This is a genomic window from Sphingobacterium puteale, from assembly GCF_050986225.1.
Taxonomy (GTDB): domain Bacteria; phylum Bacteroidota; class Bacteroidia; order Sphingobacteriales; family Sphingobacteriaceae; genus Sphingobacterium; species Sphingobacterium puteale.
Genome location: NZ_CP158959.1, coordinates 4,095,814 through 4,120,826 on the forward strand (window position 1 = coordinate 4,095,814; position 25,013 = coordinate 4,120,826).

General features: G+C 38.0%; 23 protein-coding genes and 2 pseudogenes. 14 read left to right on the plus strand and 11 right to left on the minus strand.

Annotated features, from left to right (window positions below; genetic code table 11):
* Positions 1 to 25 precede the first annotated feature (25 nt).
* The 10 genes and pseudogenes from ABTV71_RS17350 to ABTV71_RS17395 all read left to right on the plus strand — a co-directional run.
* Positions 26 to 127 (plus strand): annotated as a pseudogene (locus ABTV71_RS17350) (IS66 family transposase); the annotation flags it as partial.
* Positions 128 to 264: 137 nt separating this feature from the next.
* Complete coding sequence (locus ABTV71_RS17355) at positions 265 to 1,527, plus strand: tyrosine-type recombinase/integrase (protein ID WP_433900449.1); 1,263 nt, start codon at positions 265 to 267, stop codon at positions 1,525 to 1,527.
* Positions 1,469 to 2,491, plus strand: coding sequence for a tyrosine-type recombinase/integrase (locus ABTV71_RS17360; RefSeq protein ID WP_433900450.1), 1,023 nt, complete (start codon positions 1,469 to 1,471; stop codon positions 2,489 to 2,491). The genes ABTV71_RS17355 and ABTV71_RS17360 overlap by 59 nt, the downstream gene beginning before the upstream one ends.
* Complete coding sequence (locus ABTV71_RS17365; protein WP_433900451.1) at positions 2,478 to 3,488, plus strand: site-specific integrase; 1,011 nt, start codon at positions 2,478 to 2,480, stop codon at positions 3,486 to 3,488. The genes ABTV71_RS17360 and ABTV71_RS17365 overlap by 14 nt, the downstream gene beginning before the upstream one ends.
* Before the next feature lie 151 nt (positions 3,489 to 3,639).
* Positions 3,640 to 3,846: pseudogene (locus tag ABTV71_RS17370) on the plus strand (IS66 family transposase); the annotation flags it as partial.
* A gap of 147 nt (positions 3,847 to 3,993) precedes the next feature.
* On the plus strand, positions 3,994 to 5,256 hold the full coding sequence (locus ABTV71_RS17375; RefSeq protein ID WP_433900452.1) for a DUF6161 domain-containing protein: 1,263 nt from the start codon (positions 3,994 to 3,996) through the stop codon (positions 5,254 to 5,256).
* A gap of 40 nt (positions 5,257 to 5,296) precedes the next feature.
* The gene (locus ABTV71_RS17380) at positions 5,297 to 7,027 is read left to right on the plus strand and encodes a hypothetical protein (protein ID WP_433900453.1); all 1,731 of its coding nucleotides are present in this window, start codon (positions 5,297 to 5,299) and stop codon (positions 7,025 to 7,027) included.
* Between the two features lie 248 nt (positions 7,028 to 7,275).
* Positions 7,276 to 8,208 carry a hypothetical protein gene (locus tag ABTV71_RS17385; RefSeq protein ID WP_433900454.1) on the plus strand — a complete coding sequence of 311 codons (933 nt, stop codon included), beginning with the start codon at positions 7,276 to 7,278 and terminating at the stop codon, positions 8,206 to 8,208.
* Positions 8,209 to 8,226: 18 nt separating this feature from the next.
* Positions 8,227 to 9,228: a coiled-coil domain-containing protein gene (locus ABTV71_RS17390; RefSeq protein WP_433900455.1), complete on the plus strand. Its 1,002-nt coding sequence runs from the start codon at positions 8,227 to 8,229 to the stop codon at positions 9,226 to 9,228.
* A gap of 96 nt (positions 9,229 to 9,324) precedes the next feature.
* A complete protein-coding gene (locus ABTV71_RS17395) occupies positions 9,325 to 10,470 on the plus strand; it encodes an IS481 family transposase (protein WP_433900456.1) in 1,146 nt (381 codons plus the stop codon).
* A gap of 42 nt (positions 10,471 to 10,512) precedes the next feature.
* Here the strand turns inward: ABTV71_RS17395 and ABTV71_RS17400 are convergent, their stop codons facing one another.
* The 5 genes from ABTV71_RS17400 to ABTV71_RS17420 all read right to left on the minus strand — a co-directional run bounded on the left by ABTV71_RS17400 (position 10,513) and on the right by ABTV71_RS17420 (position 14,384).
* Positions 10,513 to 10,743 (minus strand): IS3 family transposase, encoded by a 231-nt coding sequence (locus tag ABTV71_RS17400; protein ID WP_147430323.1) that lies wholly within the window; start codon positions 10,741 to 10,743, stop codon positions 10,513 to 10,515.
* A gap of 236 nt (positions 10,744 to 10,979) precedes the next feature.
* The gene (istB, locus tag ABTV71_RS17405; RefSeq protein WP_286851113.1) at positions 10,980 to 11,729 is read right to left on the minus strand and encodes an IS21-like element helper ATPase IstB; all 750 of its coding nucleotides are present in this window, start codon (positions 11,727 to 11,729) and stop codon (positions 10,980 to 10,982) included.
* A 59-nt stretch (positions 11,730 to 11,788) separates the two neighbouring features.
* Entirely contained in the window at positions 11,789 to 13,354 is a 1,566-nt protein-coding gene (gene istA / locus ABTV71_RS17410; RefSeq protein WP_433900457.1) for an IS21 family transposase, read from the minus strand.
* 209 nt (positions 13,355 to 13,563) lie between these two features.
* Positions 13,564 to 14,085: an IS3 family transposase gene (locus ABTV71_RS17415; RefSeq protein ID WP_433903716.1), complete on the minus strand. Its 522-nt coding sequence runs from the start codon at positions 14,083 to 14,085 to the stop codon at positions 13,564 to 13,566.
* Complete coding sequence (locus ABTV71_RS17420; RefSeq protein WP_433900458.1) at positions 14,085 to 14,384, minus strand: transposase; 300 nt, start codon at positions 14,382 to 14,384, stop codon at positions 14,085 to 14,087. Before ABTV71_RS17420 ends, ABTV71_RS17415 begins: the two co-directional genes overlap by 1 nt.
* 224 nt (positions 14,385 to 14,608) lie before the next feature.
* Between ABTV71_RS17420 and ABTV71_RS17425 the strand changes: the two genes are divergently transcribed.
* Positions 14,609 to 14,755: a hypothetical protein gene (locus ABTV71_RS17425; protein WP_433900459.1), complete on the plus strand. Its 147-nt coding sequence runs from the start codon at positions 14,609 to 14,611 to the stop codon at positions 14,753 to 14,755.
* A gap of 5 nt (positions 14,756 to 14,760) precedes the next feature.
* Here ABTV71_RS17425 and ABTV71_RS17430 read toward each other — a convergent pair whose 3' ends face one another.
* The gene (locus ABTV71_RS17430) at positions 14,761 to 15,720 is read right to left on the minus strand and encodes an HNH endonuclease (protein ID WP_433900460.1); all 960 of its coding nucleotides are present in this window, start codon (positions 15,718 to 15,720) and stop codon (positions 14,761 to 14,763) included.
* Positions 15,721 to 15,761: 41 nt separating this feature from the next.
* Complete coding sequence (locus ABTV71_RS17435) at positions 15,762 to 15,968, minus strand: hypothetical protein (RefSeq protein WP_433900461.1); 207 nt, start codon at positions 15,966 to 15,968, stop codon at positions 15,762 to 15,764.
* Between the two features lie 115 nt (positions 15,969 to 16,083).
* Here ABTV71_RS17435 and ABTV71_RS17440 point away from each other — a divergent pair, with 115 nt between their 5' ends.
* Positions 16,084 to 16,464, plus strand: coding sequence for a (deoxy)nucleoside triphosphate pyrophosphohydrolase (locus tag ABTV71_RS17440; RefSeq protein WP_433900462.1), 381 nt, complete (start codon positions 16,084 to 16,086; stop codon positions 16,462 to 16,464).
* Positions 16,465 to 16,728: 264 nt separating this feature from the next.
* Here ABTV71_RS17440 and ABTV71_RS17445 read toward each other — a convergent pair whose 3' ends face one another.
* From ABTV71_RS17445 to ABTV71_RS17455, 3 genes are read right to left on the minus strand one after another with little or no spacing between them, the layout of a single operon-like run.
* A complete protein-coding gene (locus ABTV71_RS17445; RefSeq protein WP_433900463.1) occupies positions 16,729 to 17,259 on the minus strand; it encodes a DUF6705 family protein in 531 nt (176 codons plus the stop codon).
* A gap of 20 nt (positions 17,260 to 17,279) precedes the next feature.
* The gene (locus ABTV71_RS17450; protein WP_433900464.1) at positions 17,280 to 18,980 is read right to left on the minus strand and encodes a hypothetical protein; all 1,701 of its coding nucleotides are present in this window, start codon (positions 18,978 to 18,980) and stop codon (positions 17,280 to 17,282) included.
* A complete protein-coding gene (locus ABTV71_RS17455; RefSeq protein ID WP_433900465.1) occupies positions 18,977 to 20,185 on the minus strand; it encodes a hypothetical protein in 1,209 nt (402 codons plus the stop codon). Before ABTV71_RS17455 ends, ABTV71_RS17450 begins: the two co-directional genes overlap by 4 nt.
* Positions 20,186 to 20,378: 193 nt before the next feature.
* Here ABTV71_RS17455 and ABTV71_RS17460 point away from each other — a divergent pair, with 193 nt between their 5' ends.
* On the plus strand, positions 20,379 to 20,756 hold the full coding sequence (locus tag ABTV71_RS17460; RefSeq protein ID WP_433903717.1) for a (deoxy)nucleoside triphosphate pyrophosphohydrolase: 378 nt from the start codon (positions 20,379 to 20,381) through the stop codon (positions 20,754 to 20,756).
* Between the two features lie 509 nt (positions 20,757 to 21,265).
* Positions 21,266 to 21,622, plus strand: coding sequence for a hypothetical protein (locus ABTV71_RS17465; RefSeq protein ID WP_433900466.1), 357 nt, complete (start codon positions 21,266 to 21,268; stop codon positions 21,620 to 21,622).
* Between the two features lie 579 nt (positions 21,623 to 22,201).
* Here the strand turns inward: ABTV71_RS17465 and ABTV71_RS17470 are convergent.
* Positions 22,202 to 24,463: a hypothetical protein gene (locus ABTV71_RS17470; RefSeq protein WP_433900467.1), complete on the minus strand. Its 2,262-nt coding sequence runs from the start codon at positions 24,461 to 24,463 to the stop codon at positions 22,202 to 22,204.
* Positions 24,464 to 25,013 lie beyond the last annotated feature (550 nt).

A 25,013-nucleotide genomic window follows, 5' to 3' on the forward strand; every position in this document is an offset into this window, starting at 1 on the left:
CGGCAGATCAAGTTAAGAACTCCACTATGCTTATGCAAGATGGGATGCGCTATCAGCATATTTATATGACGGTAATCTGCTTATTGATAATAATCTTGTGGAAAATGCTATTCGTCCTGTTGCCCTAGGTTATGCATAGCTTACGGTTATGCAAAGTAACCTTTCAAAAGGCGGGTATAAGTTTTGTAATGGCAGAAATCATTTTACATAATCATATGTTGTTTTTAATGGTCACAATGTCGTGGCCGTTAAAAACAACCAGTCATGAGAAATCTGAGTAGGATAAGCCACTCTTTCAATCAACTGATCTTTGATGCCGGCGAAGTCCTGAAAAACAAATTGCTGAGGGCAGACGGTACCGTTAAGTGGTATCGGTACCACTGGCGGCGAATGCACCTGCATTTAACAAGCAAGGGTATCACTGAGTTTAACTCGAACATCGGCAAGCAATACCTGCTCGATCTGTTTGGCGGGTTTGATTATGCGACTCTTCCCAAGCGGGACAAAGATGTGGTGAAGATCATCAACGTACTATGCGAGTTTTACGACACCGGTACCTTAGTAAGTTACAAAGAGCGCATCGTGCTCGATGGGACCATTGGCAAGCAGATGAAGCACTTTATCAGGCATCAGGAATCCATGAGATTAAAGCCATCTACCACCAAAGAGTATGAGCATTATCTGAGCAGGTTTTTATTATACCTGAAGGACCAGAACATTAACGCTATGGGCAAGGTCAACAAGGTCATCATTCTGGAGTATCTAAAGACATTGGACAGGCATAAACCAAGTGTAGCCCATATGACCTTACGGGCGATCCGTGGCTTTTTGAAGTATTTGTTTGGCCAGGGACGGCTAAAGGTCGATTCTTCGATGTTCGTTCCGAAAGACAAATATGTCAAGCAAGCACGTCTGCCATCCACCTATAAAGTGGATGAAATACAGCGCATGATCTCGGTGACCGATCGTTCAAGGCCATGTGGTAAACGCAATTACGCAATGGTTTTATTGGCTTGCAGGCTCGGTCTGCGGGCATCCGATATTGCTGGGCTTAAGTTTGAAAATATCCTTTGGGAACAAAGCCTTATCTCATTCAATCAGCATAAAACGGGCCGGTTGCTACAGCTGCCGCTCCTTGCCGATGTCGGTGAAGCGATCATCGACTACCTCAAATACGCCAGGCCGGCTTCAGGTGAGCCTTTCGTGTTCTTAACGGGCCGTTCACCGGTTGGTCGGATTTACGGCACTTCGGTCACTGGTGTCGTTCAGAGAGCATTTATTGCTTCTGGCATTAACATCGAACACAGGCGTCACGGCCCTCACGCACTTCGGCACAGTTTGGCAAGCCTGCTTTTAGAACAAAGCACAGTTATGCCGGTGATCACTGAAGTACTGGGCCACGAGGATTCTGCGTCAACGCGATATTATCTGCGCATAGACCTGACGTCGATGAAGCAGTGTATGTTAGATGCACCACCGGTACCCAGTTCCTTTTACGAACAGAAAGGAGGCCATTTTTATGCGTAAGCAATTCGCAGGTATCTATGCGCCCTATCTGGAGCAATACCTGGCCGACAAACGGCAACTGGGCTTTAAGCAAGGAACAGAAGAGACCATACTGGGCATTTTTGACCGATTTACGATAAAGCGCGGCGAAACGCAAGTGGGCATAACCGCCGAGCTTTCACAGGCCTGGTTAAAAGCAGGCGCAAACTTATCCGGTTCCTACAATTACCACCGGGCTGTGCTGATCAACCTGCTTGCGACATTCCTTAATGAAAAGGGTATTCGTTCATATGTTATGCGCCCGCCAGTCTTCAAACCGGATTTCGCGCCACATATATATACTCAAGCCGAACTGAAAACACTTTTTGATGCCGCAGACGACTACCGGATCTCGAAAGGGACACGCCAAACCATGTTCGCCATGCCTGCCCTGTTAAGGTTGCTGTACGCCACCGGATTAAGAGGCGGCGAAGCTTTAGCCTTATCGGTCAAGGATGTTGACCTGGAGGACCAGTATATCATTGTACGCGACAGTAAGAATGGGCAGGAACGGGCTATCCCCTTTTCAGATTCAATGGCAACTGTGTTGAAGCAATATGCTTTCTACAGAGACAAACTACCGGCCAGACTGATAAAAGATGACCGTTTTTTCATCGCACCTGACGGCAGAAGGATATCACGCGATATGCTCGGAAAATGGTTTAGCAGGTTGTTAACCCGCGCGGGTATCCCTGCAGGCCGCGGCGTAACGCCGCATGCCCTGCGGCATACCTTTAGTGTCCACTCGCTGGCGATGATGGCAGAACAAGGTAAAGACATCTACTGTACGTTACCTGTGTTGGCCACCTATCTGGGACATAAAGCAATAGCGTCTACCAATCACTACGTCAGGCTCGTGTCCACCATGTATCCAGGCCTGTTAAAGGACATCGATAAGATCTGCATCAACGTTTTTCCAAATACCACCGGCTATGACACCTACTGACTTTTCGAAATACCTGTCAGGATTTCTGACCGGGTATTTGGTACACGAACGGGGTGCCAGCAAGAATACGATCTGTGCTTACCGGGACACTTTCGTTCTGTTCATCGGCTACATGTCCGCACAAGGGATACCGGTAAATAGGCTTACCCTAAGCGCCATCAGCCAAAGCGCTGTGGTCGGTTTCCTGGACTGGCTACAGGTGGAACGGAACAATGGTAATGCAACCAGGAATGCAAGGTTAGCTGCCATACACTCTTTTTTCAGTTATATCCAGTATCAGCAACCTGAGCATTTGTATGAATGCCAGAAAATACTGTCCATACCGATGAAGCATAAAGCGACTGTTCCGATGAACTACTTGACGGTCGAGGGAATAAAAGCATTATTAGAGCAACCTGATATCCGCACCGCCCGGGGCAGACGTGACCTAGCTTTGCTTTCACTGATGTATGACACCGGCGCACGGGTACAGGAGGTTATCGATCTTACTCCGTCCAGCTTGAGGCTTGACGTATTGAATACGATCCGTATTACCGGAAAAGGCAACAAGACACGCATTGTTCCCATGCTGGAAGAACAGGTCAGGCTGTTAAAGCCTTACATCGCCGAACACCGGCTTGATCTGGATGGCAATAATGAACACCCCCTGTTCTTTAACAGCCGCGGAGATAAACTCACCCGGGCCGGCGTAAACCATATCTTATTCAAGTATGCCGATATGGCCAAGAAAAAAACCGACGTTTACTGGCCCGAAAAGATCAGCTGTCATGTATTACGGCATTCCAAAGCTATGCACATGCTACAGGCCGGGGTCAATCTGGTATATATCCGTGATATACTTGGGCATGTTTCAGTCCAGACGACAGAGGTTTATGCCAGGGCTGATTCGCGGGCTAAACGAGAGGCGATCGAGAAAGCCTACAAATCAGTAGCACCGCAAGGGGAACCGGTTTGGCTGTCAAATGACAACCTGTTGGATTGGCTTAAACACTTTTGATCCGATGATTATCAATAAAACAACCCCAGTTATTATGCAAAGTAGGCCACCATAAAAAGGTCGACTGCAGTAAATACGAGCGGAATATCACGCTGCACTTTACATAATCACCAGCTATGCATAACCCAGCTTATGTAAAACTTTGCATAAGCTCGGCCGTAAAAACTACCTCTTTGCAGGAAGCCATGAGGCAGCACAGCGGGCTGCAATGATATATTCTTTCTTTGCTATCTGTAAAAAACACAAGATAAATCCTTTTCAGTGGATAAAATATGCCCTGCAGAATATAGCTTCCATAAACCATAAAAACCTAAACAATCTTTATCCCCAAAACTTCAAGAAATCAGAAGGTATGTAGTTCATAGGCCGGATACGTTGGTGTGAGATTCCCAAGTCCTTCATGGGGTCTATTCTCTTACTTCTGCTAAGTTGAAAAATAAATAAGCAAGTTCAAAATCCTGATATTTTTTGTAATTTTAATATATAATCATTATTAACCTTACATATGGAGTTAAAACAAGTGCGAGATATAATTACTCAGTCGCCAAAAATTGATGATTTGAATAATTTTGAGTTGAATTTGACTTTCAATGTCGGAAATTACAATCTATCTTTAAAAGGCATATATAATATCTACAAATTTTTTAGAGATGAAAGCGGAAATTGGGATAATTTAAAATCTGAAATTGGTAGTAATTTCAATGATTCTGTAGTTTACTTTAAAAATGGATTAAGGAACTTTGAGAGTTTTCTTAATAATAATGTTTTATCGGATAACTACCAGGGCTATGAAATTTCAACGTTTTTAAAGCGAAATTATCAGGCTTCCCTACAACCAAATCAATTTGTGTTTATCGCAGAATTTCCAGAAGTGCGCTTTCTAATAGAGTTGGAAAAAAGAAATAGAGATAGCTTCTTAGCTGCCTTTAACTATCTAACTAACCAATCTCTTTCAGTTAGTACTAAAAATGCTCTAGAAGGCTACTTAAATGCATACGAATTTCAAAATCAGACAAATTCCCATATTTTCAAGCGCAGAGAACAAGAGAAAAAATCTTTCAATAAACTTCGAAACGATTTTCAAAATTTAGTCAACAATTGTGAAAATGAAGTAATAGAAAAACTAAAGGATACAGAAGAAAATTATCAAGAACATCTAAAAGCACTTACAAAGTATCAAAAAAACTCAGAAGATTCAATGAATCAATGGATGATAAGCCATAAAGGCGATTTTGAAAATTTCTGCGTTAAATCAGAGGAAAAGGTAAAGTCTCTAGAAAAGCAATACGCAGAATTATTAAAACTTCAAGAACCTGTAAAATATTGGAAGGATAAAGCTAAAGACTTGAAATCGTCTGCAAATAAACTCATGATATGGTTAGGGTCAATTTCTATTGCATTTGCATTGGGCATTTATTCATTGTTATGGTTAACACCTGCTGATTTAATGGAATCTATTTTCACGGGAGACAAGGGGCGAGCTATCAGATGGTCCATAATCTTTGTAATTTTCATATCTATCTATTTTATCATCGCAAAATCTTTAATGAAGTATATTTTTAGTAATCTTCACCTAGCAAGAGATGCTGAGGAAAGGGAGAAGCTTACTTATCTATATATATCGTTAATAAACCAAAGTGAGTTTTCAGAAGACGAAAGGAAAATTGTGATGCAAGCGCTTTTTAGTCGTTCCGATACTGGTTTATTAAAAGAAGATTCTTCTCCTACAATGCCTGGAATAGGTGGGATTATTGAGAAAATAAAATAGAATTCTAGACTTTTGGGGATACAGGATAATAAAGTATAAAATGCGAATTACAAACACCAATAAGTTAATCGAGGAAAAAGTTAACTACTTTATTTCGAGTTTCAATTATTTTCTCAGTAACGCAGGCAGTACAGTTCTGTTTGAGCTGGAAAGTCAACTATCGCTATTAAAAAAGATCGATTTTCATTTAACAAATGATAAAGAGTATAGACTTCCAAATATGGATATATATTTTAAAAATCCCTTGTTTAATGAAGAGATTATATGGAATGAGTATAAAGAATTTGAGAAGACGAAGAAAAATATTGATCTCTATAATAAGCTAACTGAAAAAGAAAAAAAAGAAAAATTTTCAATTATTGATAGCTCAAAATTCCAGCAGGCTGTCAAAGACCTTATAATTGAGATTGAACATTATATGCCTAATAGACTACACAAGTGTCTAATGACTATCTTTCAATGCGAAAAGTCTTTGCAAGATCATAATCATATTTCCCAATTGGATCTTTTAGCCCGATTAATTATTTCTGGAGGGTTTTATTCTGGTAAGACCCTGAATGAGATTCATTCTTTAATGGTGAACACCTTTGATAGAAGGTATGCTTTCCCTTATCCCGAACACATCAAGACATTACGTGACAGGAAGAAATTTGATCAAGAAAAGTCGCTTTCAAACCAAATTTTGGGTATTATCAGTATAGTCAGGAAAGATATAGAAAGTGGAATTGTAATAATGCGATTATCTGGAGGTGATTTTCCTGACGATTTTGACTTTTCTTATAATGGTGTACATTTTTTAGGAAAGTCACATCCGAAAATCTTGAAAATACGGGAGAGAGTAAACAATAAATTTCAAGAAAGCTTATTTCAAGGAGATAATTTCATTTTTATCTGTTCCAAATTAACCTGGTGGAAACGGGATTCTATTTCTCAAAGGATGAAACTAAAGACAGCTGAGCATGTTAATTTTTTGTCTTCTGTTTGCAAAAGAGAACTTAATATTGACATAACCGGAAATTTATTTATTACAAATTTGAGATGGAAATATATAGGTGGGCTGTGGAGTTCCAAATTACATAGGGAACTTCCCGATGATATTTTAGAACAGTTAAAATATAACCCGTTTAATTTACTAGCTAAAGTTAAAGATAGTAATGCGAAATTTTGGTTTTTAAGTTTAGAACCGCTTTTCGTAAATGCAAGCAAAAATTCCTCAATGGTAGATTATTGGATATATCTTGAGGCATTATTTTCTTGCAAGCAGCAAAATAAAAGAATTAAAGACATTACTTCCTCAATTATACTTTTAAATGAAAGACAATTTCAATTGGATAGGATTTTCCATTCGTTACAATACATGTTTTCGCTTTTCAATAGTTCAGTTGATAAATCATTATTCTCACATGAGCTGGAATTTAAGATTTACAAAATGTTAAATAGAAGAAAGATTCCAAAAGAAATAAAAACGATTCCCGATGAATTTCTCCAAGCTCTCTTGAGAGAATATAAGATTGATTTAGATAAACAATTCTATTCTATAGCTAAAGAATACTACTATAATATTCTAGTTGAGGCCTATAGCCACAGAAATTTTTATGTACATTCTGGTATAATAAATGAGGATCAAAACATAAAACTAGAAAAAATCCTTCCATTGTTATGTAGAAGAATAAGATATATAATAATTCAGGAAATTTCAAAGAATCCAAGATTACCATTTAACATATTAATAGATAATTTAGAAAATAGGGCCAAAGAATTGTTTCAATAGATTGCCAGTCCTAGTGTAATATATTTAAATTAACCTTGATTTGTGTGGAACACTTTTTTTGTATATTCGGCAATCATTTATTAGGCCATTTTTAAGCTAAACAATATTTCAACAGGGATCGAGAAACATATATGAAAACTTATTGTTGGAAGTCCTCAGTATTTGAAGTCAAGTGGTTTGGACATTATTATTTCTTTTGAGATGTCTGCAATAACAAATCAAACTAATAATTATTTTTTAATAAAATTATGACAGCAAAGCCGCGAGATACGCAACAATCGAACAAAATTGAGAATAGTGCGTTCTCAACTGGAGTAAAAGAATGTTTTATTATCACACCAATAGGGTCAGTTGGTTCAGAAATTTTTAATAAAACCGAAGGATTGATCCAATCGGTACTTTCGCCTGTTTTAAAGAAATTTGGTTTCATACCTATTCCGGCTCATTATATTAATAAATCCGGCTCTATTAATAAGCAAATTATTGACAAAATAGTGAATTGCGATCTTGTTATAGCAAATTTAACTGGCGTGAACCCAAATGTTATGTATGAATTAGCTATTCGACACTCTTTTGGGAAAAGTGTAATTACAATGGCCGAAAGAGGTACAAAACTCCCTTTCGACATCGTAGATCAAAGAACATTATTTTATGATGACTCAATGAAAGGAGTAGATGAAATAAAACCTATGCTGGAAAATGCGATCGAAGTTTGTTTATCTAATGACGAAGTAGAGCAAAAGATCAGTAATCCTATTTATGATGCATTGAATCAATTTGCTCAAATCAAGAGTTTGCCCAAGGAGCAACAAGATGGTTTCGAAATTATTTTGAACAAGCTGGATAAATTAGAAAATGATTTATATAATAATTCTAAAATGACTACTAACCAAAGTCAAAAAATATCAGATACGGAACGAGACTATATTATATTTACTTTAGAAATAATTGTAAATAAAAAAAGCTCTATAGAAAGCTCATTGAGCAAAGCCATAAGAACATTGGGTAATAAAATTAAGAAAAATTTAGATCCTAGATTTACGTATCCTGTAAATCAGGAATTAATGGAGGTGTGTATAAATAACCCTGGGATTGAATTTACTACAGCTTTCATCAATATTTTAGAAGCTATTGATGGAGTAACTGGCTATCATTACGATTATAGTGAATTGCCGTTTTAATTATAATATTAAAGAAAAATGAACGAAAATAATAACACCTTTATTTCTAAAAATATAGAAAAATTTACTGATATATTTATTGAACCAGTAAGACAGCGTACCGCACACCCATTTATAAGTTCATATTTTATATCAGCTATTTTCGTAAATTGGAAGGCCTTCACTTGTCTGATCTTTTCTTCTAAAATAATTGAAGAAAAAATAAATTATATTGAAGCAACATTTTATCCAGATGACAATTCCAAAACATTTGCATTACTTATTCCATTCCTCATTGCCCTCTTGTATACTACAGTATTAAAATGGTTCGATATATTTATTGATGCAGTAAATAATGTTCCAATACACTATCGCATAGTGAATCAAGCAAAAATTAAAGCTAGCACTTTAGAAGCCCAAATTGATATAGTAAGAGCTCAAATCAAATTGAACAATGCTCGTGCTGAAAATAAGGAGCTGCAAGAATTAAACGACAGAATTAAAGCGTTGCAAACCGATGTTGAAGCAAAAGAAGATATAATAAAACAACGTGTTTCAGAAGTCGAACGATTTAGTGGATTGGTTAGTGATCTTTCAAAGGAAGTAAGCTTGCTTAAAGTTGAACAAAATGATATGGCTCTAGCAAGTATGCACGCGTTGAGTGTAAAAACTGATTATGAGTCGGTTATTAATCTTTTATTAACTGAAATTAATGAAACAACGTTAAATACTCTATTAGATAAAGTGCGTTCCGCAAAATACCCCGCATCTGTAAAAAATCTTATTGATTCTGTCTCCAAAAAAACTAGGTATAAAGACATGTTTGATTACAAAATCGTATTAATTGATAAATTGACGCAAAAAGACGAGGAAATGTTAAAGATGGAGCTATTGAGAGTTGATAATCGCATTGCAATTGAGAAAACAATCGATATCAGGGGCGGAAAAGAAGTATTTAGCCTTGAGGTATATTATCCTTTACGAGAACAGGAAAAGGAGGTCAAAATAATTGTTGATAAATATGTTACCAGGTCATTGTAATAGAGAACTATGGTTTACTTAATTTAATTATTTGAAGTAGTCAAGACTTAATCTGACAGTTACAATAAATTAACAACTGTAAAATAGATTAGAGTTATGACGACACAAGAAAAAATCATCAAGAACAAACTGGGTGTTTTAGAACTTGCCCAGCATTTAGGAAATGTATCAAGAGCCTGTAAAGTAATGGGCTATTCCAGAGACAGCTTTTATAGATTCAAAGAATTGTATGATCAAGGAGGCGAGCTTGCACTTCAGGAACTTTCTAGAAGAAAGCCTATATTAAAGAACCGAGTAGAAGAGCATATTGAAAAAGCTGTTGTGGATTTGGCCATAGACCAACCCGCTTTAGGTCAATTAAGGGTATCTAATGAGTTAAAAAAGCAAGGGATATTGATATCACCTGGAGGAGTTAGGAGTATATGGATGCGCCATGATTTGCAAACTTTTAAGCTTCGATTAAAGGCCTTAGAAGCAAAATCGGCACAGGAAGGTATTGTTTTGACGGAAGCCCAGCTTATCGTACTGGAGAAAGCTAAAGAAGAAAAAAAGGCACACGGCGAAATAGAAACGTATCATCCTGGATATTTAGGAGCTCAGGACACTTATTATGTTGGGAATATTAAAGGAGTCGGACATATATATCAGCAAACTTTCATAGATACCTATTCCAAAGTCGCTTTTACAAAACTGTATGATCGCAAGAATGCATTAGTTGCCGCAGATATATTAAACGACCAAGTGGTGCCATTTTTCGAGCAACACGATATAAGATTGTTAAGGATATTAACAGACCGCGGAACAGAATACTGTGGTGTAAGAGATCAGCACGAGTATCAGCTCTATTTAGCAATCGAAGATATAGATCACACGAAAACCAAAGCAAAAAGCCCCCAAACAAATGGCATTTGTGAACGTTTCCATCGCACTATTCAAGATGAGTTTTATGCAGTTGCATTCAGAAAGAAGGTATATCGTAGCATTCAGGAACTCCAAAATGATCTAGATCGTTGGATGGCTTACTATAATCAGGATCGTACCCATACTGGAAAGTACTGCTTTGGGAAGACACCTATGCAGACCTTTGACGATACAATTCATTTGGCAAAGCAAAAGATGCTGGAGACACTAAAAGAAGATCAACTTGTTACTTATCCAATACAGGAGAATAAGCAACAAGTCAAATCTTTAGATTTTGAAGAAACATCACTATATTCGAATTGGCAATCTGACAATTTTTAAGAACACCCAACTGTCAGATTAAGTCTTGACTACTTCAGCTAGTTAAGCAGCTTTTTTAATTTTTTGCTCTTTGTTATTAAATTGCTCAATTGTAAGATTTCCCAATGTGGAGTGACGACGTTCTCGATTATACCAGATTTCTATGTATTCGAATAGTTCTGCTTTCATCTGATCCCTGGTAATCAACTTATTACCGTAAATCTGCTCGGATTTTAGCGTTTTGAAGAAGCTTTCTGCTACTGCATTATCCCAGCAATTACCTTTTCTACTCATACTTCTTGTTATGATTTTATAGGAATCTAACGTGTTACTAAATTTTTCACATGCATATTGTACGCCACGGTCCGAATGAAAAATTAGACCAGGAGACAGTTTACGGTGCTTAATTGCCATTTTCCAAGCTGCCAATTGTAAATGGTAAATAAAAATGCAGCATAATTGGTAAGTTGGAGTGCAGCATTTTCGGCACTAATAAATACACAATCCATTCCAAAAGTATGCTATAAAATTTACTTGTCCAAGAACGTTTTTCTATTCTGCATTCTATAGCTTTCCCCTGTGAGGTTTATCACTTCGCATCGGAACAATATCCGATCTAAAAGTGCCGTTGCAATAACTTCATCCTCCAGCATTTTAGCCCATTCTGTCGGCTTCTTGTTTGTCGTTACAATGATGGAGGTAGATTCGTAGATCTGGTTGATGAAATTGAAGAAAGCGACCGCGACATTTTTTTCCAGAGGGAACAGCATGACATCATCAATAACGATGAGGCTCGCCCGCAGCATTTTTTTGTATTCAGCAGCCTGTGAACGTACAAAGTCCCTGGTCTTTAAGGTAGAAACGATCTCTTCCATCGTCCTGAAATACACATGATAGCCTGCCTTGACAGCGTCTCTTGCCAGGCCTGCTGCAAGCATTGTTTTTCCAGTTCCACTGGGTCCCATCAGCACGAGATTAAACAGCTGGTCGATCCAGTTAAGTTCCCGTAGTGCAGCGAGCCGTTTGTCGGTAAGCCCGTTACGTTTGGCTTCGTAGAGCGAGAGGTCGTTGTTTTTTGGCAGAGAAGCAGATTTCATCCGTCTGCTCTCATCCCTTTGCCGGCGGTGCTGCTGCTCGGCCCTGAAAAGACGGGAGAGTAATTCCAGATAGCCTATCTGCTCATTTTCTGCCCCCGATAGGATATCATCCAGGCCGGCAGCTATCGCTGAAAGCCTGAAGTCGGCGCAAAGTTGTTTTACCTGTTGTTTTTGATTGTCCATAGTTATTGCCTGATAAGATTTATATATCCCTGTCGAAGCAACGACAGGGAGCGATTGTTTTAGTTGCAGCCGAAAAGCGCCTCGTAATCATCTAAGTCACTTTTCTGGGGTTCAATATCCAATGGTGTACTGCTGTTTCCATCCAGAGGGTTGAGCCGTATGATCTTGGTATCCAGCTCAGGCTCCTGCTTTTTTTCCGAGCGGATGTATTCCAGATAGGCTTTAAAATCCGTAGCGCTCAGGATGTTGTTGGCATGTACATAATCCAGTGCGCGCGATATATGTGCAGCACTGTTATCCTTTACAGTACGCTCGACCATCTGCAACTGATCCCGTATATACCGCTTTTTGTGAAGTTTTATGGCCAGTATCCACTGCTTTGCCTTACCCGGATCTTCAAACAGATCAGAGATCCGATCTACTATTTCTGCTATTTTAGGCTCCATGTCCCGGCCATGGCTGCGCAGTATGATCTTTTTGCCCTTAAGGCTGCATATATCGTGCGTGCATATTTCTTTTCCACAGAGATCCCGGATGAGCAGCTTACCCGCAAGTTCGCCCAGCTGCACTTTAATGGTTCCCGCGTTGTAGGTGCCGATGGGGACACTATAGAAATTGCCTTTATACGACACTTTGTTGTCTTTATGGACAGCGTAAAGCTTTTTTACCGGAGTCTGCGGGGCTATTTCATACCACATTTCCAGCAATAGCTGTTCGCGGTGCAGTTCTTCCAGTGGGATAAGTTTCGTGGTACCATGGGGCAGATTGTTGGCCGTACGGAAAAGCCAGGCCCGGCATTCATCGTTGAGCGTATCCAGGTCACGGTAAGGCCTATTGTAGAGAAAGTTCTGCTTTACGTATTTGACCACATTCTCCACTTTCCCTTTGCTCTGGGGGTCGGCTTTACGGCAGAAATGAAGTTTGATGCCACGATCGCGTACATAGCTGGAAAACTCGGAGGTCAGGACGATGTCACCGAGGTTTTCCGATACCATAAATAACCTGTCCTGATCATAGACGATCTCACGGGGCACTCCGCCGATAAACCGAAAGGCCTCTTCATGGGCAGCGATCACCATAGCCGTGGTAAAGGGCACATCGCTGAAAACAACAAACTTATAGCGGCTCCGGGAGAGGATGAAGGTAAAAAACTGTACTTTTTTCTGCTTACCGCGCGTAGTGGTCATGTTGTAAAAACCAAAGTCAACCTGCGCCTGCTCACCATAGGGAAGCTCCGCGACCATCTGGAAATCGCGGCCGCTCACTTCTTTGGGGATGTTGAACTCCGCCCGGATACCCTGAACAAAGTTGAATACGGTCTTGGGGCTGACTTGCGGAAAGTCAGGGTAATGCTCCCTGAGCCAGTCATGCATCTGGGCCGCTGAGGTATCGTTATACAGCGACAGCTTTTCCTTTACGAAATCACGGTAGGGATCCAATAACTTTTTCTTGGAAGGGGGCGCTTCCAGTTCTTTTTGGTAACTTCGGTCGTCTTTGCTCAGAAGCTTTTTTACAGTACGCCAGTTCAGACCGAGATGTTCGGAAATCCTGCGAATCGAACTGCCTTCCCGATGCATTCTGTGAACCTCATGATAGGTCATAAGTTTACTTAAATAATAGTTCATAAATAACTTTGTCTTTTTGCTCCGACAAAGCTTGTTTTTTCTTTTGGGACACCGCGTCCCAAAAGATGAACTATGTATTGATTAGTGCCAATTATGCTGCATTCCTTATTGCCAAAAACGCTGCACCGTTATTGCCAAAAACGCTGCACCGTTATTGCCATTTTTGCTGCACGCTAAATTGCCAAAAGTTGTGTATTCTGATTTACCGATTACACCAATGAAGTTTCTTCAGTTTTCATCCCATCACTGATACTCCAACCAATACATTTGCGGTCATATAAATCCAGAATGGTGGTTAGATATAAAAAACCTTCTTTGGTATGGATGTAAGTAATATCAGATACCCAGACTTTTGAAGGCTCTGAAGCTTTGAAATTTCGGTCTAATACATTGTCCATTATTTTATGTGCGTGTTTTGAATCGGTTGTAGCTTTAAATTTCTTGCCTATTTTACTCCGTAGCCCCATATTTTTCATATACTTAGCGACTGTATTTCTAGAAACTTTAATTCCATCATCCAACAGCTCCGCAGTTATTCTAGGACTGCCATACCGTTGTTTCTTATCGAAATAAATAGCCTTTATCTTGTCCTCCAGATTGCTACATTTCCTGCTTTTTGTCTGTTGGGACCGTTTTTGCCAAGCATAATAGCTTCTAGATCCAACGCCCATAACTTTACACATCTTTTCAATCGAATATAGCCCCTGATGTTGCTTGATAAAACTATATATTACCGATCGCTCTTGGAAAAGATGCCTATGGCCTTTTTTAGTATTTCTAGTTCCAGTTCTGAGTCTTTAAGTTTTTTTTCCAAGAAACTAATCCGCTCTTGTTCTGGCATTTGCTTCATATTTCCATTCCCGGGGAAACTTCCTGATCCAAACTCTTCTGACTCTTTACGCCACTTATATAATTGGGCAGCAGAGATTCCCAACTCACGAGCTAGCTCAGAAAGATTTTTCCTGTTTTTACTTAATTCAACTGCTCGCTCTTTAAAAATGCGATCGTACTTTTTACGGACTTTAATCATTATTTCAAAATTAAGATATTTTATTGTTCTTAACTTGATCTGCCGACTAAGTTAGCAACTCCACTGCACAACAAATCCCTTCCCGGCACTCCCGATATCGTAATAAAAAAATACAAACTCGCGATATTCGTCGATGGTGAATTCTGGCATGGGTTCGACTGGAAAAGAATAAGGAACGGATTAAATCAAACCGTCTTTTATGGATTCCCAAGATCGAACGGAATATGCACAAGGATGTCCGTGTCATTAAAGCCCTACGCGATATGGATTATGTGGTATTTCGGTTCTGGACGCAGGATATTCTGAAAAACCTACCTAAAGTACTGAATCAGGTTGAGCTATTCTTAGAAACCAGAAAACTCTGGAAATAGTTATATCATCCTTTAAAAACATTTTCACGATGCCAAGCTAGGTTTTCCTGCGATGGATAATACCTGTTTACCTGAGGGAGCAAAATTGTCCTTCCTTTCAATTTCGATAAACTATAGGGATGGTCTACCAGCTCGTCAATATGAGCGGAAACAATAATGGTATAATCCTCTCCAACACTGACCAGTCCCCTATCAAATGCACGATGCAGGTTTGGGCATAGTGCTAACCCATTCGTCACCTTGTCATCATGCGTCACCGCAAAAGGCACAATATGGCACGCATCAATAAAATTGTATTTGAAAGTAGACCGCATCCGCATGCCTGTCATGGCGCAGGTATCCTGATAGAGCTGCGGGATATAGCGTTTGAACAACCCCGATCTGACAAACACATCTTCCTCGGTCTGAATGGAAATATGTTTGTACTGTGCCTCGGGCTCATTCAGCACCAAAGATTGTACTTCATGGTAAAAGCCGTCATTCAGTTCCTTATGGTGATAGTATGCTAGCCGCTCCTCTGGAAAGTAAACAGAAAGTAGCTGATCACGAACTGCAGCGCGATTCAATGGATCACTGAGCAAAATAGCCAGCTTATCGTCGAATGCACCATAGGCTATTACCTCCGAAAGGATCCTTACACTTTTGATATGCGCATTGATCTGAAAGCCGGGATTTGGATACAGAGCCCAGAAGCCCTGCCCTGCTGCTTTGTCAGACTGCAAATAATAAAAGGGCTGCGTGAAGTCGGGCTGATTTGATGTACGTACCAGCAGGCGCCAGTTTTCCTGAAACAATCCCACAAGATCGACATTGACTTCAAAGCGGTTGTTAAGTACAATACCTTTCTCGATCAGTTCGACCAAAGTCAGGAACAGTATCGGCTTATGTGGTGCCAATCCATATTTTGTATTTGCCCTTTTCACACGGGCGAAAGCATTGAGATAAACTTGCAGATCCTCGTTCATAAGGAGACAAAATAGAAAATCATTTTCAAATCATCAACATATCAGGATTGATGAAATCTAATTTCTAAAGCCGGGTATCGACGTTTCATCGTTAAAATAGCAAAATCCCTGTTCTCAAATTTACCTTCGTCCCATTTCCAATAAACTGGATATAACTTCTCCTTAGGATCAATGAGCACTCGCCAGGCCTCAAAACGGGTGCCGTAAGCTTCTCTAATAATTTCGATATGCTCTTTATATGCTTTCATCACAATATGGTATGTCCAAACTTACATAAAAACAGCTAATTATAGAAGTAATTAAAAATGGGTATTCTTTACGACCGATTGCTTCATACAAGATAATCATTAACTTTGAGCCACTATGCTGCAAGTAACCTGTGCGATTATACAACACGCCAACAAAATACTGATATGCCAACGATCAGCTTCGATGAAGCTTCCATTGAAATGGGAATTTCCGGGTGGCAAGATCGAAACCGGAGAATCTAAAGAAGAATGCCTACGCCGAGAAATTAAAGAGGAACTCCAGATTGATATTAGCATACATAGCGCACTTACGATGGTAGAGCATCACTATGCTGACTTTTCGCTGCAGCTCTACCCTTTTGTATGCAGCCTAAAATCAGGAGAAATAAAAGCGCTGGAACATGCCCAGGCGATATGGGTAGATGCTGCTCAATTAAGAAACTACGACTGGGCAGAAGCTGACCTGCCTATTGTAGATGAATATTTAAAGCGGTGACCTGACATTGTACAAAACGACAACACTATGCCTCGGTTGTTGCAGTCCTAAAACAAAAGAGCTTCCCCCTAACCGGCAGAGGGAAGCAATTTGGCTAACGAGTTGGTCTGCATAGCCCGCAAACTATATGTCATTTGTCTTGACATAAAGATAAGCACGTTATCTGAAATAGCTATTGTTCATTTTATCGAAAATGTTGTTCAAAACATCACTTTTAAGAAAGAGTTCCCTAAGTAAGCTCGCACACTGTATATTTATTTTTTTCTATTTAACTCTTTTCAACTCAATATTATTGGGAACATGAAGTTTATATTGACCACCTTTTCCATCTATACTTATCATTCCCCCACCTTCTGACAACACGAGTTTAAAGATTAATTTATCAGGCTTCCCTTTCACATAGGTCAAGGTTCCCCGGGCATTGACACGATTTTTAGTTTCTCTAAATCGAAAAGACAATATATTTTCATTATTTACTTTTTTATCAAAAGATCCTGTAGTGATGGTATTATTACCACCAACATCATAACCATCAATCATTACACCATCTCTTTTATAGGAATGGTAACCTACTGCGAAATCCAATTTATCACCACTATTCTTGTTATAATATTCGTCTTTTGTTAAAACTATGGTAAACACATCACCGTGCCCCTCATACTTCCATGTACCGTAAAATTTGTTTAATCCAGCTGGCTTTAGGTGCCTACCTGATTCATCTCTATTATCCTTAGATTGTGAGAAACCAAAGCTTGTGATTAAAACCATCATAAATAAAATTGCTCCTTTTTTCATTTTTATCTTTTTTATTGAATTTAACATGGATCGGGTATGATAACTCCATTGGACACTTTGATAGGATCATAATTCCCATCTGAAAAATCCTTTTTAAATAATTGCATTCCATTACCCTGAATACTTTCAAGAAATGATCTTTCATAAGCGTTCACTTCACTCATCCCATTAATTGTTTGATAATTTTGCGCGTTATTAAAATAGCTATTAGACCAATTATTAAAATATGTGGCGTCATTTAAATTTGACATAAAGCTTGAAAATTGACTTTGATTAGAAATTTTCAATAAATATTCCGTTCCCTGATTAGTAGTAACACCTAAAGTAAATACATCTACATTATTAATTTTATTATTATCATAAAGAACTTTTAATAGCTCAATATCCCCATCTGAAAAATTGGGGATGCCCCCAGAAAAATGGTTATGAATATATCCATCGATTGGATTGGTTACACCCATAGAAACAAAATGTTGCCCATTAGCTCCCTGCGCATAATTAAAGGAGCCATCCATTTTAAAAGAATAAGCAGCTTCAAAATTTGCACTTGTGTTTGTTCTTAAATTAGTCATAAAGGTATTAAAAAATGCCATGGAATTCAATGCCCTGACTTCATCACATGGATCTTCCGGACATTCATATATACCAGTATTTCCTCCCATACATCCACAAGGTCCATAGTACGCAGTCCCAAAACGATCACCATTGCAATCATACACTTCATCTTCTGGCGGATAAGGGTTTTCAGGATTACATAAATAAAATTGATCGGGATCATCACAAGGATCTTCACAATCGGGATAACAGGGTGGATATGGATCATCGGTACCATCAGGAGGGCAATCCACCGAAAAGCACTCTTCGCCCATTTCCACCCAATCTCCACAAACCTCATCTTCACTACCTTCCTCTACATCCCCCAAACAGGCCTGTTGATAAATTGGAGTACATTCTTCACATTCCTGTTCTCCAATTCCGGCCATTAGAGTATTTTTAGCAGAAGGCATGGTTTTTGGCGTGTTAGACTTTACAACTGGCACACTATTGTTTTCAGAAGAGACCTGACTGGATTCGTACAATCGCTGTTTATTATGCAAGAATACTTTTCTCTTCTCAACTTTGCCGTTTTTCAATTGGAACACAAATAGCTTTCTTCCATCCAATCTCTTATATTCAATATAACCTGAAAATCCCTTTGTTCGAACAGATTTTAATTGAATGCTTTTCCGGGAATACCCGTCAGAGTTACTTTCCAAATACTGATAATCAGGAACATAAGTTAAGACAAGATTTATTTTCCTCCCACTTCTAGTTTTGTAAAACAGCAACCTATTAAAGCTATTCTGCACTCTTATTTTGTCAGATTTCTTGTCCGATTTTATATTATCAAAGTTATATAACGCAATTTGATTTTTAGATTTAGCTATTGGAACTTCTATAGCATTATAAGTTTTGGTATTTGCATTTTTCGACAGCTGCCAAGCTGGGGTCAGTTTAATTTTTTCAACTAGACCTATTTTATTGTTGGCGGAACTCGACAATTTATTAACGTCTGTCAGATTATACTCACTTTCAAAGCTTTCCCTTGCTTCTTTTACAAAAGGATCTTCAGAATCCAATTTATTTGCCAAATACTCTAAGAACGAATCTCTTGTACAGGCTGCTAGTAATAAAATGGGAATAAATAATAGAATAAAGCTTCGATAAAATTTTCTTTTCATAAATTTGAGATTTTTGATTTTACATATTTCTTTATTTTTATAACATCTACAGAATTAACTTTAACTGGCAAATTCAAGAGTTCTAATCCAGTTTTTTTTGCTAGCTCAATTTCATTATTTTCTACATAAAAATTAAACAGTTCTAATCTAGTTGAAAATCGATTTGGCACGGAATATACTGCTAACTTATAGTATCTCTCTGCTTCTGCCTTATTTCCTAAATGAGTGCAAATCATACCCAACCTTGAATATATTACATTGAAAGGTTTTGCATTAGAAAGCTTGAGAGTCGCTTCAAAGGCTTTTTCCCACTCCATACTTTCTGTGTAATAAATAGAAATAATTTTTAATTTTTCCACCTCAAAATCAGTGCTTAAAAAATTTGATTTACTCTTCATTAATTCAACATCAGCATTGCTCAACTCTCCACTCTGCGCTTGTTGTTTAAGGTTTAAAAAATATTTTTCGGTTAAATTATGATTGATTGATAAACAAATTACCATTAAAAGTAATAAAATATTAAATGATATCACACATCCCCTTGAATTTTTTTTGATTGTAATTAAATTTAAGTATAACTGTATAACCAATACCGACCAAATAAGATCTCGACTAATAGTATTGGTAAAAAATGATGCAACAATAATGGAGATATAGGTACTAGAAAAAAAATGCGTCAAAAAACTGTTATTTCTGTCCAATGCACAGTTTACCGCTTTTAAACTAAAAAAAAAGAAAAAAAATAGAGGTATTAACGTTAATATTCCGTTTTCTATTACTATACGATAATATTCATTAAAAACGTAATGGGTATTATCCGCAAGTAATAATTCCTTTTCATAAAAGGGTGTTTCAGCAAAATAACAACTTTGTAGATATAAATATTTACTATATACACCATTCCAGCCTATTCCTTCAAATGGATTAGCACAAAAAGCCTTAAACGAAACTTTATAAATCAATATCCTACCCAAAGAGGAGTCAAGTTTCAATATAAATGCGATACAAAATGAAGCTATTGTTATCAATATTGATAACCACAACTTAGGTTTCAATTTGGCCTTACTCCGAAATAAAACAAAGAAAAAAGAGATCATAGCTCCTAAAGAAAATGCTCGACTACTAAAAATCACAGCCAACAAGAATATAATCGCTGGAAATAGAGCTATCTTTAAAATTTCGATCCAATTTTTTTTAGAAATCATAAAATTTACTTATACTAGAAGTATTCCGTTATAGGATTTCGTTAATTTTTTGGCAACCTAATTAACTTTACAATTACTTAGGTTTAACTATTGACTTTTCAATTATGTAATAATAGTGATAATAATTTTAAAAACAAAAGTGCTATTCCTGTTAAACATTTGTTTTTCAGCAGATAGATCAAATTAACGAAGACTGCAAGTAACCTGTGCGATTATAGAACACGCCAACAAAATACTGATATGCCAACGATCAGCTTCGATGAAGCTTCCATTGAAATGGGAATTTCCGGGAGGAAAGATCGAAACCGGAGAATCTAAAGAAGAATGCCTACACAGAGAAATCAAAGACGAACTCCATATTGATATTAGCATACATAGTGCCCTTACCATAATAGAGCACCACTATGCTGACTTTTCGCTGCAGCTCTCCCCTTTTGTATGCAGCCTAAAATCAGGAGAAGTGAAAGCGCTGGAACATGCTCAGGCAATATGGGTAGATGCTGCTCAATTAAGGAACTACGACTGGGCGGAAGCTGACCCGCCGATTGTAGATGAATATCTAAAGCGATGACCTGACATTGTACAAAACGACAACACTATGCCTCGATTGTTGCAGCCCTAAAACAAAAAAGCTTCCCCCGAACCGGCAGAGGGAAGCAATTTGGCTACTATGTTGGTCTGTCTAGCCGTGAAACCAACAATTGGTTTTCATTACATAAAGATAGACATGTCATCCGAAATAGTTATGATCATTTCATCGAAAGTATTGATCAAAACACAACTTTGCTAAAAGACTTCCATATACCAAAACCTCTCCCTACGCTAATTTTGACTACCATAGAAAGATTTCCAGAGATATCGTAAAAGTTACAAACAGCAAATATGCTAGCATTTTACAGAAATTCTCCTAATTAAAATTTAATTCGTTAAAATTTGCTAGCATATCCCAAGCAAAGTCGACTTTCAGGTCTAATTGAGCTATTCAAATAGTTTGCTTATTACAGTTTCTTTTGGCCCACAATCGTAACAAAAAAATCAATTAAGTAACTTAGAAGATAAATCAAAAACTTGAATATGAATATGTCAAAAGACTTTATCTCAAACGTAGCCGCAACCGTAATTGGCGGTTTGATTCTAGCAATAATCCTATCAGAAAAAAATCATTGGAAAGGGTTTCTTTCTGATTTGAAATTTGCTATTGTGATTTCTCTTACTTTATTATCAAATGAAATAAGAACAATTCTTCTTTCTGAGAGTTTTAACTCTGTCTTTAACCCCCTCTCCAAGATCATTATGGCATGGACAGTCCGATTTTCGTACATTATTTGCGGCGCGATCATCGTTATTGGCCTGTTATTGGGAGTAAACCCTTTTGTTACTGTTCTATTGGGAGGGTCTATTGTAGCAGCAGTTGAAGTTCCTTACCGTTTATTATGAGCATCCCAAAAGCAGATACTCGATAATCAATAGCATCTATTTAAGGGGTCTAGCATTTGATTCTAAGCCCCTTAAAACACCAATTATAAGGGCTGTTATAAGACCTTTTTAATATCCGTAAAGATAGCCGAGCGGACTGGTTGTCACATTTCCAATTTGTTTAGCCAAATTTTAGACAATAACCTTCCCAAACTATTGATAATTTTGGATTCGCAAACGAGATCTTATCGGCACTCGTTCTATCAGTACAAAAGCGAAATTGTAAGTACCCCAATAACTGGACACCTACATATATAGGATTGTTCCCTTTCAATCCGTCTATATCAGTTACGGATAGATTCCGCAAAGCTTCATCGTCTCCTTAATTAAAAATTGATTTGCCATATTATTATGTTTTTATGTGTATAGCAAAAGTATGGCTGCTACCGAGGCTATCCGAGGAAATTAAGGTGTATTTAAGCGGTATGGGAGAGATACCGAAAAGTCCGTGTTTTCACCGTTTAAGCGGTACAATATTGAACAAAAAAAGCGGTATTCTGGTCGAATACTGCTTTTTCATTTTGGTTTAATCAGTCGCAACTAGGTCGCCAAAACCCCTGCATTCCTTAACTTTGTTTTCAGATCCCGAAGTTCAAGCAAGATTCCTTCTACTTCACTTTGAGTGTAAGTGGTACTAGGTACAGTTGCTGAATCCGTACTAACTGTTGCCTGCTTCACCAATCCCGCGGTCGAGGTATTTGCTAGAACTGGTATTTTCGCGATTGTATGCCATCGGTTCTCTTTAAATATAACTTCTAATAACTGCCCTTCAGCACTCAACGTAACAGCAGTGGCCCCATCTATCGTATGACCTGTGGCTGGACTTATAACTACTGTATTTGATGAACTATCAATCTTTTTAATCAGAAGCGAACGTCCATCCTTACTTGTTGTCGGCAAATTAATGGTTCTATTTCCTAATGTGGCGTCCAATAAAATTACATCCAGGTTGTCTGTAAAAGTTGGGATATTTGCGCTGACTACCGCAATGTTTCGTTTGATATTGGTCGTAAATAACGCATTGGACCATGATGTATCATTTGTTTGGTACCAAACGCCATTATAACACAAAAATTCCAATTCCATGAGACTTCCTGAAGTATTGGCAGACAAAGCAGTAATTGTATTTTGAGATAGTTTATAAGCAGATTCTGAAAATGCGACGGTTTTATAGTTAGGTATCCCAGCTGTTAATAACACGATTCTCATCTTCGTGTTATTAATATTGCTTACAGGTGCATTGATCACTGTAGGCGAATCAACAACCCGAAGAAAGATTGCTTCATTATCACCTTTGCTATTATCTGGTGTTATATTATTACCGCTAATATAATTTAAGGGCATATTTCTCTTGTATTTATCAGCCAGCCCTCCTCCTACGCAAGCCACCCTTCCGTTGCCGATAGAAGCAACAAACTGTGCGTCAAAAGCTTTCGGGGAATTATTTAAAATAGTGGGATTCACTATTGTGCAAGCAGGTGGTGTTGCAGATGGTTCATAATATCGAAATGCCGCTCCAGATTTATTATTAACGACAGTATTTATAAATTGTACATTATCCACATCGGTAGCATAATGCGCGGATAGACTATTGCAGTAAACAATTTCAAAAGTATCGTTAATAGAGGTAAAACTTGGTGTATGACCTGCATAGGTACTCGATGTGCTATATTGCAGTATATTGCCTTTGTTATTTATCGAATAAGAATTTTCTACTCCAGTGAATCTCGCCCAGCCTGTAGTTCCAAAATCGCAGTCTTTCACTGTGATTCGCTTGAGAGGTCTTCTATTTGAAGCTGCTGGGGCTTCAGCTACCAAATCCATACCTTTACCACTTATCCACCGACATCCTTCTACTAGAATATCTTCCATTTTATCAAAACTATCTTTTATCAGATCGTCTTTTTTGTCTTGAAGGGAATATTTGACTTCCAAATTGTACGAATTGGGATCGATAGCAGTGTCAAACGTAATATTTCTGAAAACACCATTCGAACTATTGATTAAATAAACGTCGTGAGTATCTCCATTTACCAAATAACCATTGTCTTTAAAAAGGATATTATCAAGCTCAAAATTATTAACAAAGCCGCTCACTCCTGTTAAAATATTATTATGTATCGTTCCATTCGTTACCTTTAATCCGGTGCAATAATAGATTCTCAGTCCTGATGTCATCTTTGATAAATTGAATTCATCTATGGTAATATCTGTGCAGCTGTCAAACCGTAAAGAAGAAGAAATATCTGAATAACCAATCGAACCGTTGCTAGTTAACGATCCCTCCGCTATTAATCCATTAATCGTAATGTTCGCCGAATTGACTGAAGCAAATATTGCGTCCTTATCGGTTTGAACGGTTTTTTGTACAATGGACTTATTAAAGTATAAAGTTGTGTTGGATGGTAGATTGATAACCGCCTTTGTGATATACGTCGTCTTCTCAGCAAACAGCAATGGTATTTTTCTAGTAGCTGAATAATTCACTGCTTTTTGGATACCTTCCGTGGCGTCCGCCAACCCTTGTCCTGTCGCGCCAAAATACGATACATGTACATGGTCCATAAAATGGTGGATAAGTTTGATTCCCCCCAATTCAATAATGCTTCCACCGTTATCCGAACCGGGGTCAAGAATCGTTGGGGTGAGATAATAAATAATCGGTGCCGGGGTATCCCCTTTTGCATAATACCCCAATAGTTGTACACCGTCATAAGTTCCGTTTTGTAAAGCTGTGTTTTCAGCAGCAGATAAGCCTCGCATAGCTGCCATCGTTTCCTTAACTAAAAATTGATTTGCCATATTCTTTTGTTTTTATATGTATAGCAAAAGTATGGCTGCTGATGTGGCTATCGGAGGGAAACGAGCGGTATGTAAGCGGTATGGGAGAGATACCGAAAAGTCGAGGTTTGCAATTCTTTGAAGGGATCGGAATAAACTTCCGTTAACCCAAAGAAGAAAAATCACTTGTCTTTACTAACGAGCAGATTAAGCAAACCACAATACCTTATTCAAATCTTCTGGTTTTGAATAGATTAAATTCATCGGGTATTTCATTCGAAATAATTGAATATAAATCCGAAAAACGGGATGAATATCTCTGAACATCATAATAAAGTGAATCATTTAAATAAATTTTGGTCCGAGTGTAACTCTTTGCATGATCAAATTGCTGTTATTTAAGTTCACCTAGTTTTTTGAAAAAGCGCTGGTTACTCATTTTATAGTTGTTTTAAATATTAGAGATGTTTTTCAAGGAAAGCTTAATAATTCATTAATATTTAATTAATTACTCTAGTTTATATTTGCGATATAAGTTTTGCGACGGAAATTTATACATATAGAGTTTTAT

What these genes read in the sequence shown, in the direction of transcription:
- ABTV71_RS17355 (WP_433900449.1), top strand. Translation starts at nt 265, where the DNA reads ATGAGAAATCTGAGTAGGATAAGCCACTCTTTCAATCAACTGATCTTT.
- ABTV71_RS17360 (WP_433900450.1), top strand. Translation starts at nt 1,469, where the DNA reads ATGCACCACCGGTACCCAGTTCCTTTTACGAACAGAAAGGAGGCCATT.
- ABTV71_RS17365 (WP_433900451.1), top strand. Translation starts at nt 2,478, where the DNA reads ATGACACCTACTGACTTTTCGAAATACCTGTCAGGATTTCTGACCGGG.
- ABTV71_RS17375 (WP_433900452.1), top strand. Translation starts at nt 3,994, where the DNA reads ATGGAGTTAAAACAAGTGCGAGATATAATTACTCAGTCGCCAAAAATT.
- ABTV71_RS17380 (WP_433900453.1), top strand. Translation starts at nt 5,297, where the DNA reads ATGCGAATTACAAACACCAATAAGTTAATCGAGGAAAAAGTTAACTAC.
- ABTV71_RS17385 (WP_433900454.1), top strand. Translation starts at nt 7,276, where the DNA reads ATGACAGCAAAGCCGCGAGATACGCAACAATCGAACAAAATTGAGAAT.
- ABTV71_RS17390 (WP_433900455.1), top strand. Translation starts at nt 8,227, where the DNA reads ATGAACGAAAATAATAACACCTTTATTTCTAAAAATATAGAAAAATTT.
- ABTV71_RS17395 (WP_433900456.1), top strand. Translation starts at nt 9,325, where the DNA reads ATGACGACACAAGAAAAAATCATCAAGAACAAACTGGGTGTTTTAGAA.
- ABTV71_RS17400 (WP_147430323.1), bottom strand. Translation starts at nt 10,743, where the DNA reads ATGAGTAGAAAAGGTAATTGCTGGGATAATGCAGTAGCAGAAAGCTTC.
- istB (WP_286851113.1), bottom strand. Translation starts at nt 11,729, where the DNA reads ATGGACAATCAAAAACAACAGGTAAAACAACTTTGCGCCGACTTCAGG.
- istA (WP_433900457.1), bottom strand. Translation starts at nt 13,354, where the DNA reads ATGAACTATTATTTAAGTAAACTTATGACCTATCATGAGGTTCACAGA.
- ABTV71_RS17420 (WP_433900458.1), bottom strand. Translation starts at nt 14,384, where the DNA reads ATGATTAAAGTCCGTAAAAAGTACGATCGCATTTTTAAAGAGCGAGCA.
- ABTV71_RS17425 (WP_433900459.1), top strand. Translation starts at nt 14,609, where the DNA reads ATGCACAAGGATGTCCGTGTCATTAAAGCCCTACGCGATATGGATTAT.
- ABTV71_RS17430 (WP_433900460.1), bottom strand. Translation starts at nt 15,720, where the DNA reads ATGAACGAGGATCTGCAAGTTTATCTCAATGCTTTCGCCCGTGTGAAA.
- ABTV71_RS17435 (WP_433900461.1), bottom strand. Translation starts at nt 15,968, where the DNA reads ATGAAAGCATATAAAGAGCATATCGAAATTATTAGAGAAGCTTACGGC.
- ABTV71_RS17440 (WP_433900462.1), top strand. Translation starts at nt 16,084, where the DNA reads ATGCTGCAAGTAACCTGTGCGATTATACAACACGCCAACAAAATACTG.
- ABTV71_RS17445 (WP_433900463.1), bottom strand. Translation starts at nt 17,259, where the DNA reads ATGAAAAAAGGAGCAATTTTATTTATGATGGTTTTAATCACAAGCTTT.
- ABTV71_RS17450 (WP_433900464.1), bottom strand. Translation starts at nt 18,980, where the DNA reads ATGAAAAGAAAATTTTATCGAAGCTTTATTCTATTATTTATTCCCATT.
- ABTV71_RS17455 (WP_433900465.1), bottom strand. Translation starts at nt 20,185, where the DNA reads ATGATTTCTAAAAAAAATTGGATCGAAATTTTAAAGATAGCTCTATTT.
- ABTV71_RS17465 (WP_433900466.1), top strand. Translation starts at nt 21,266, where the DNA reads ATGTCAAAAGACTTTATCTCAAACGTAGCCGCAACCGTAATTGGCGGT.
- ABTV71_RS17470 (WP_433900467.1), bottom strand. Translation starts at nt 24,463, where the DNA reads ATGGCAAATCAATTTTTAGTTAAGGAAACGATGGCAGCTATGCGAGGC.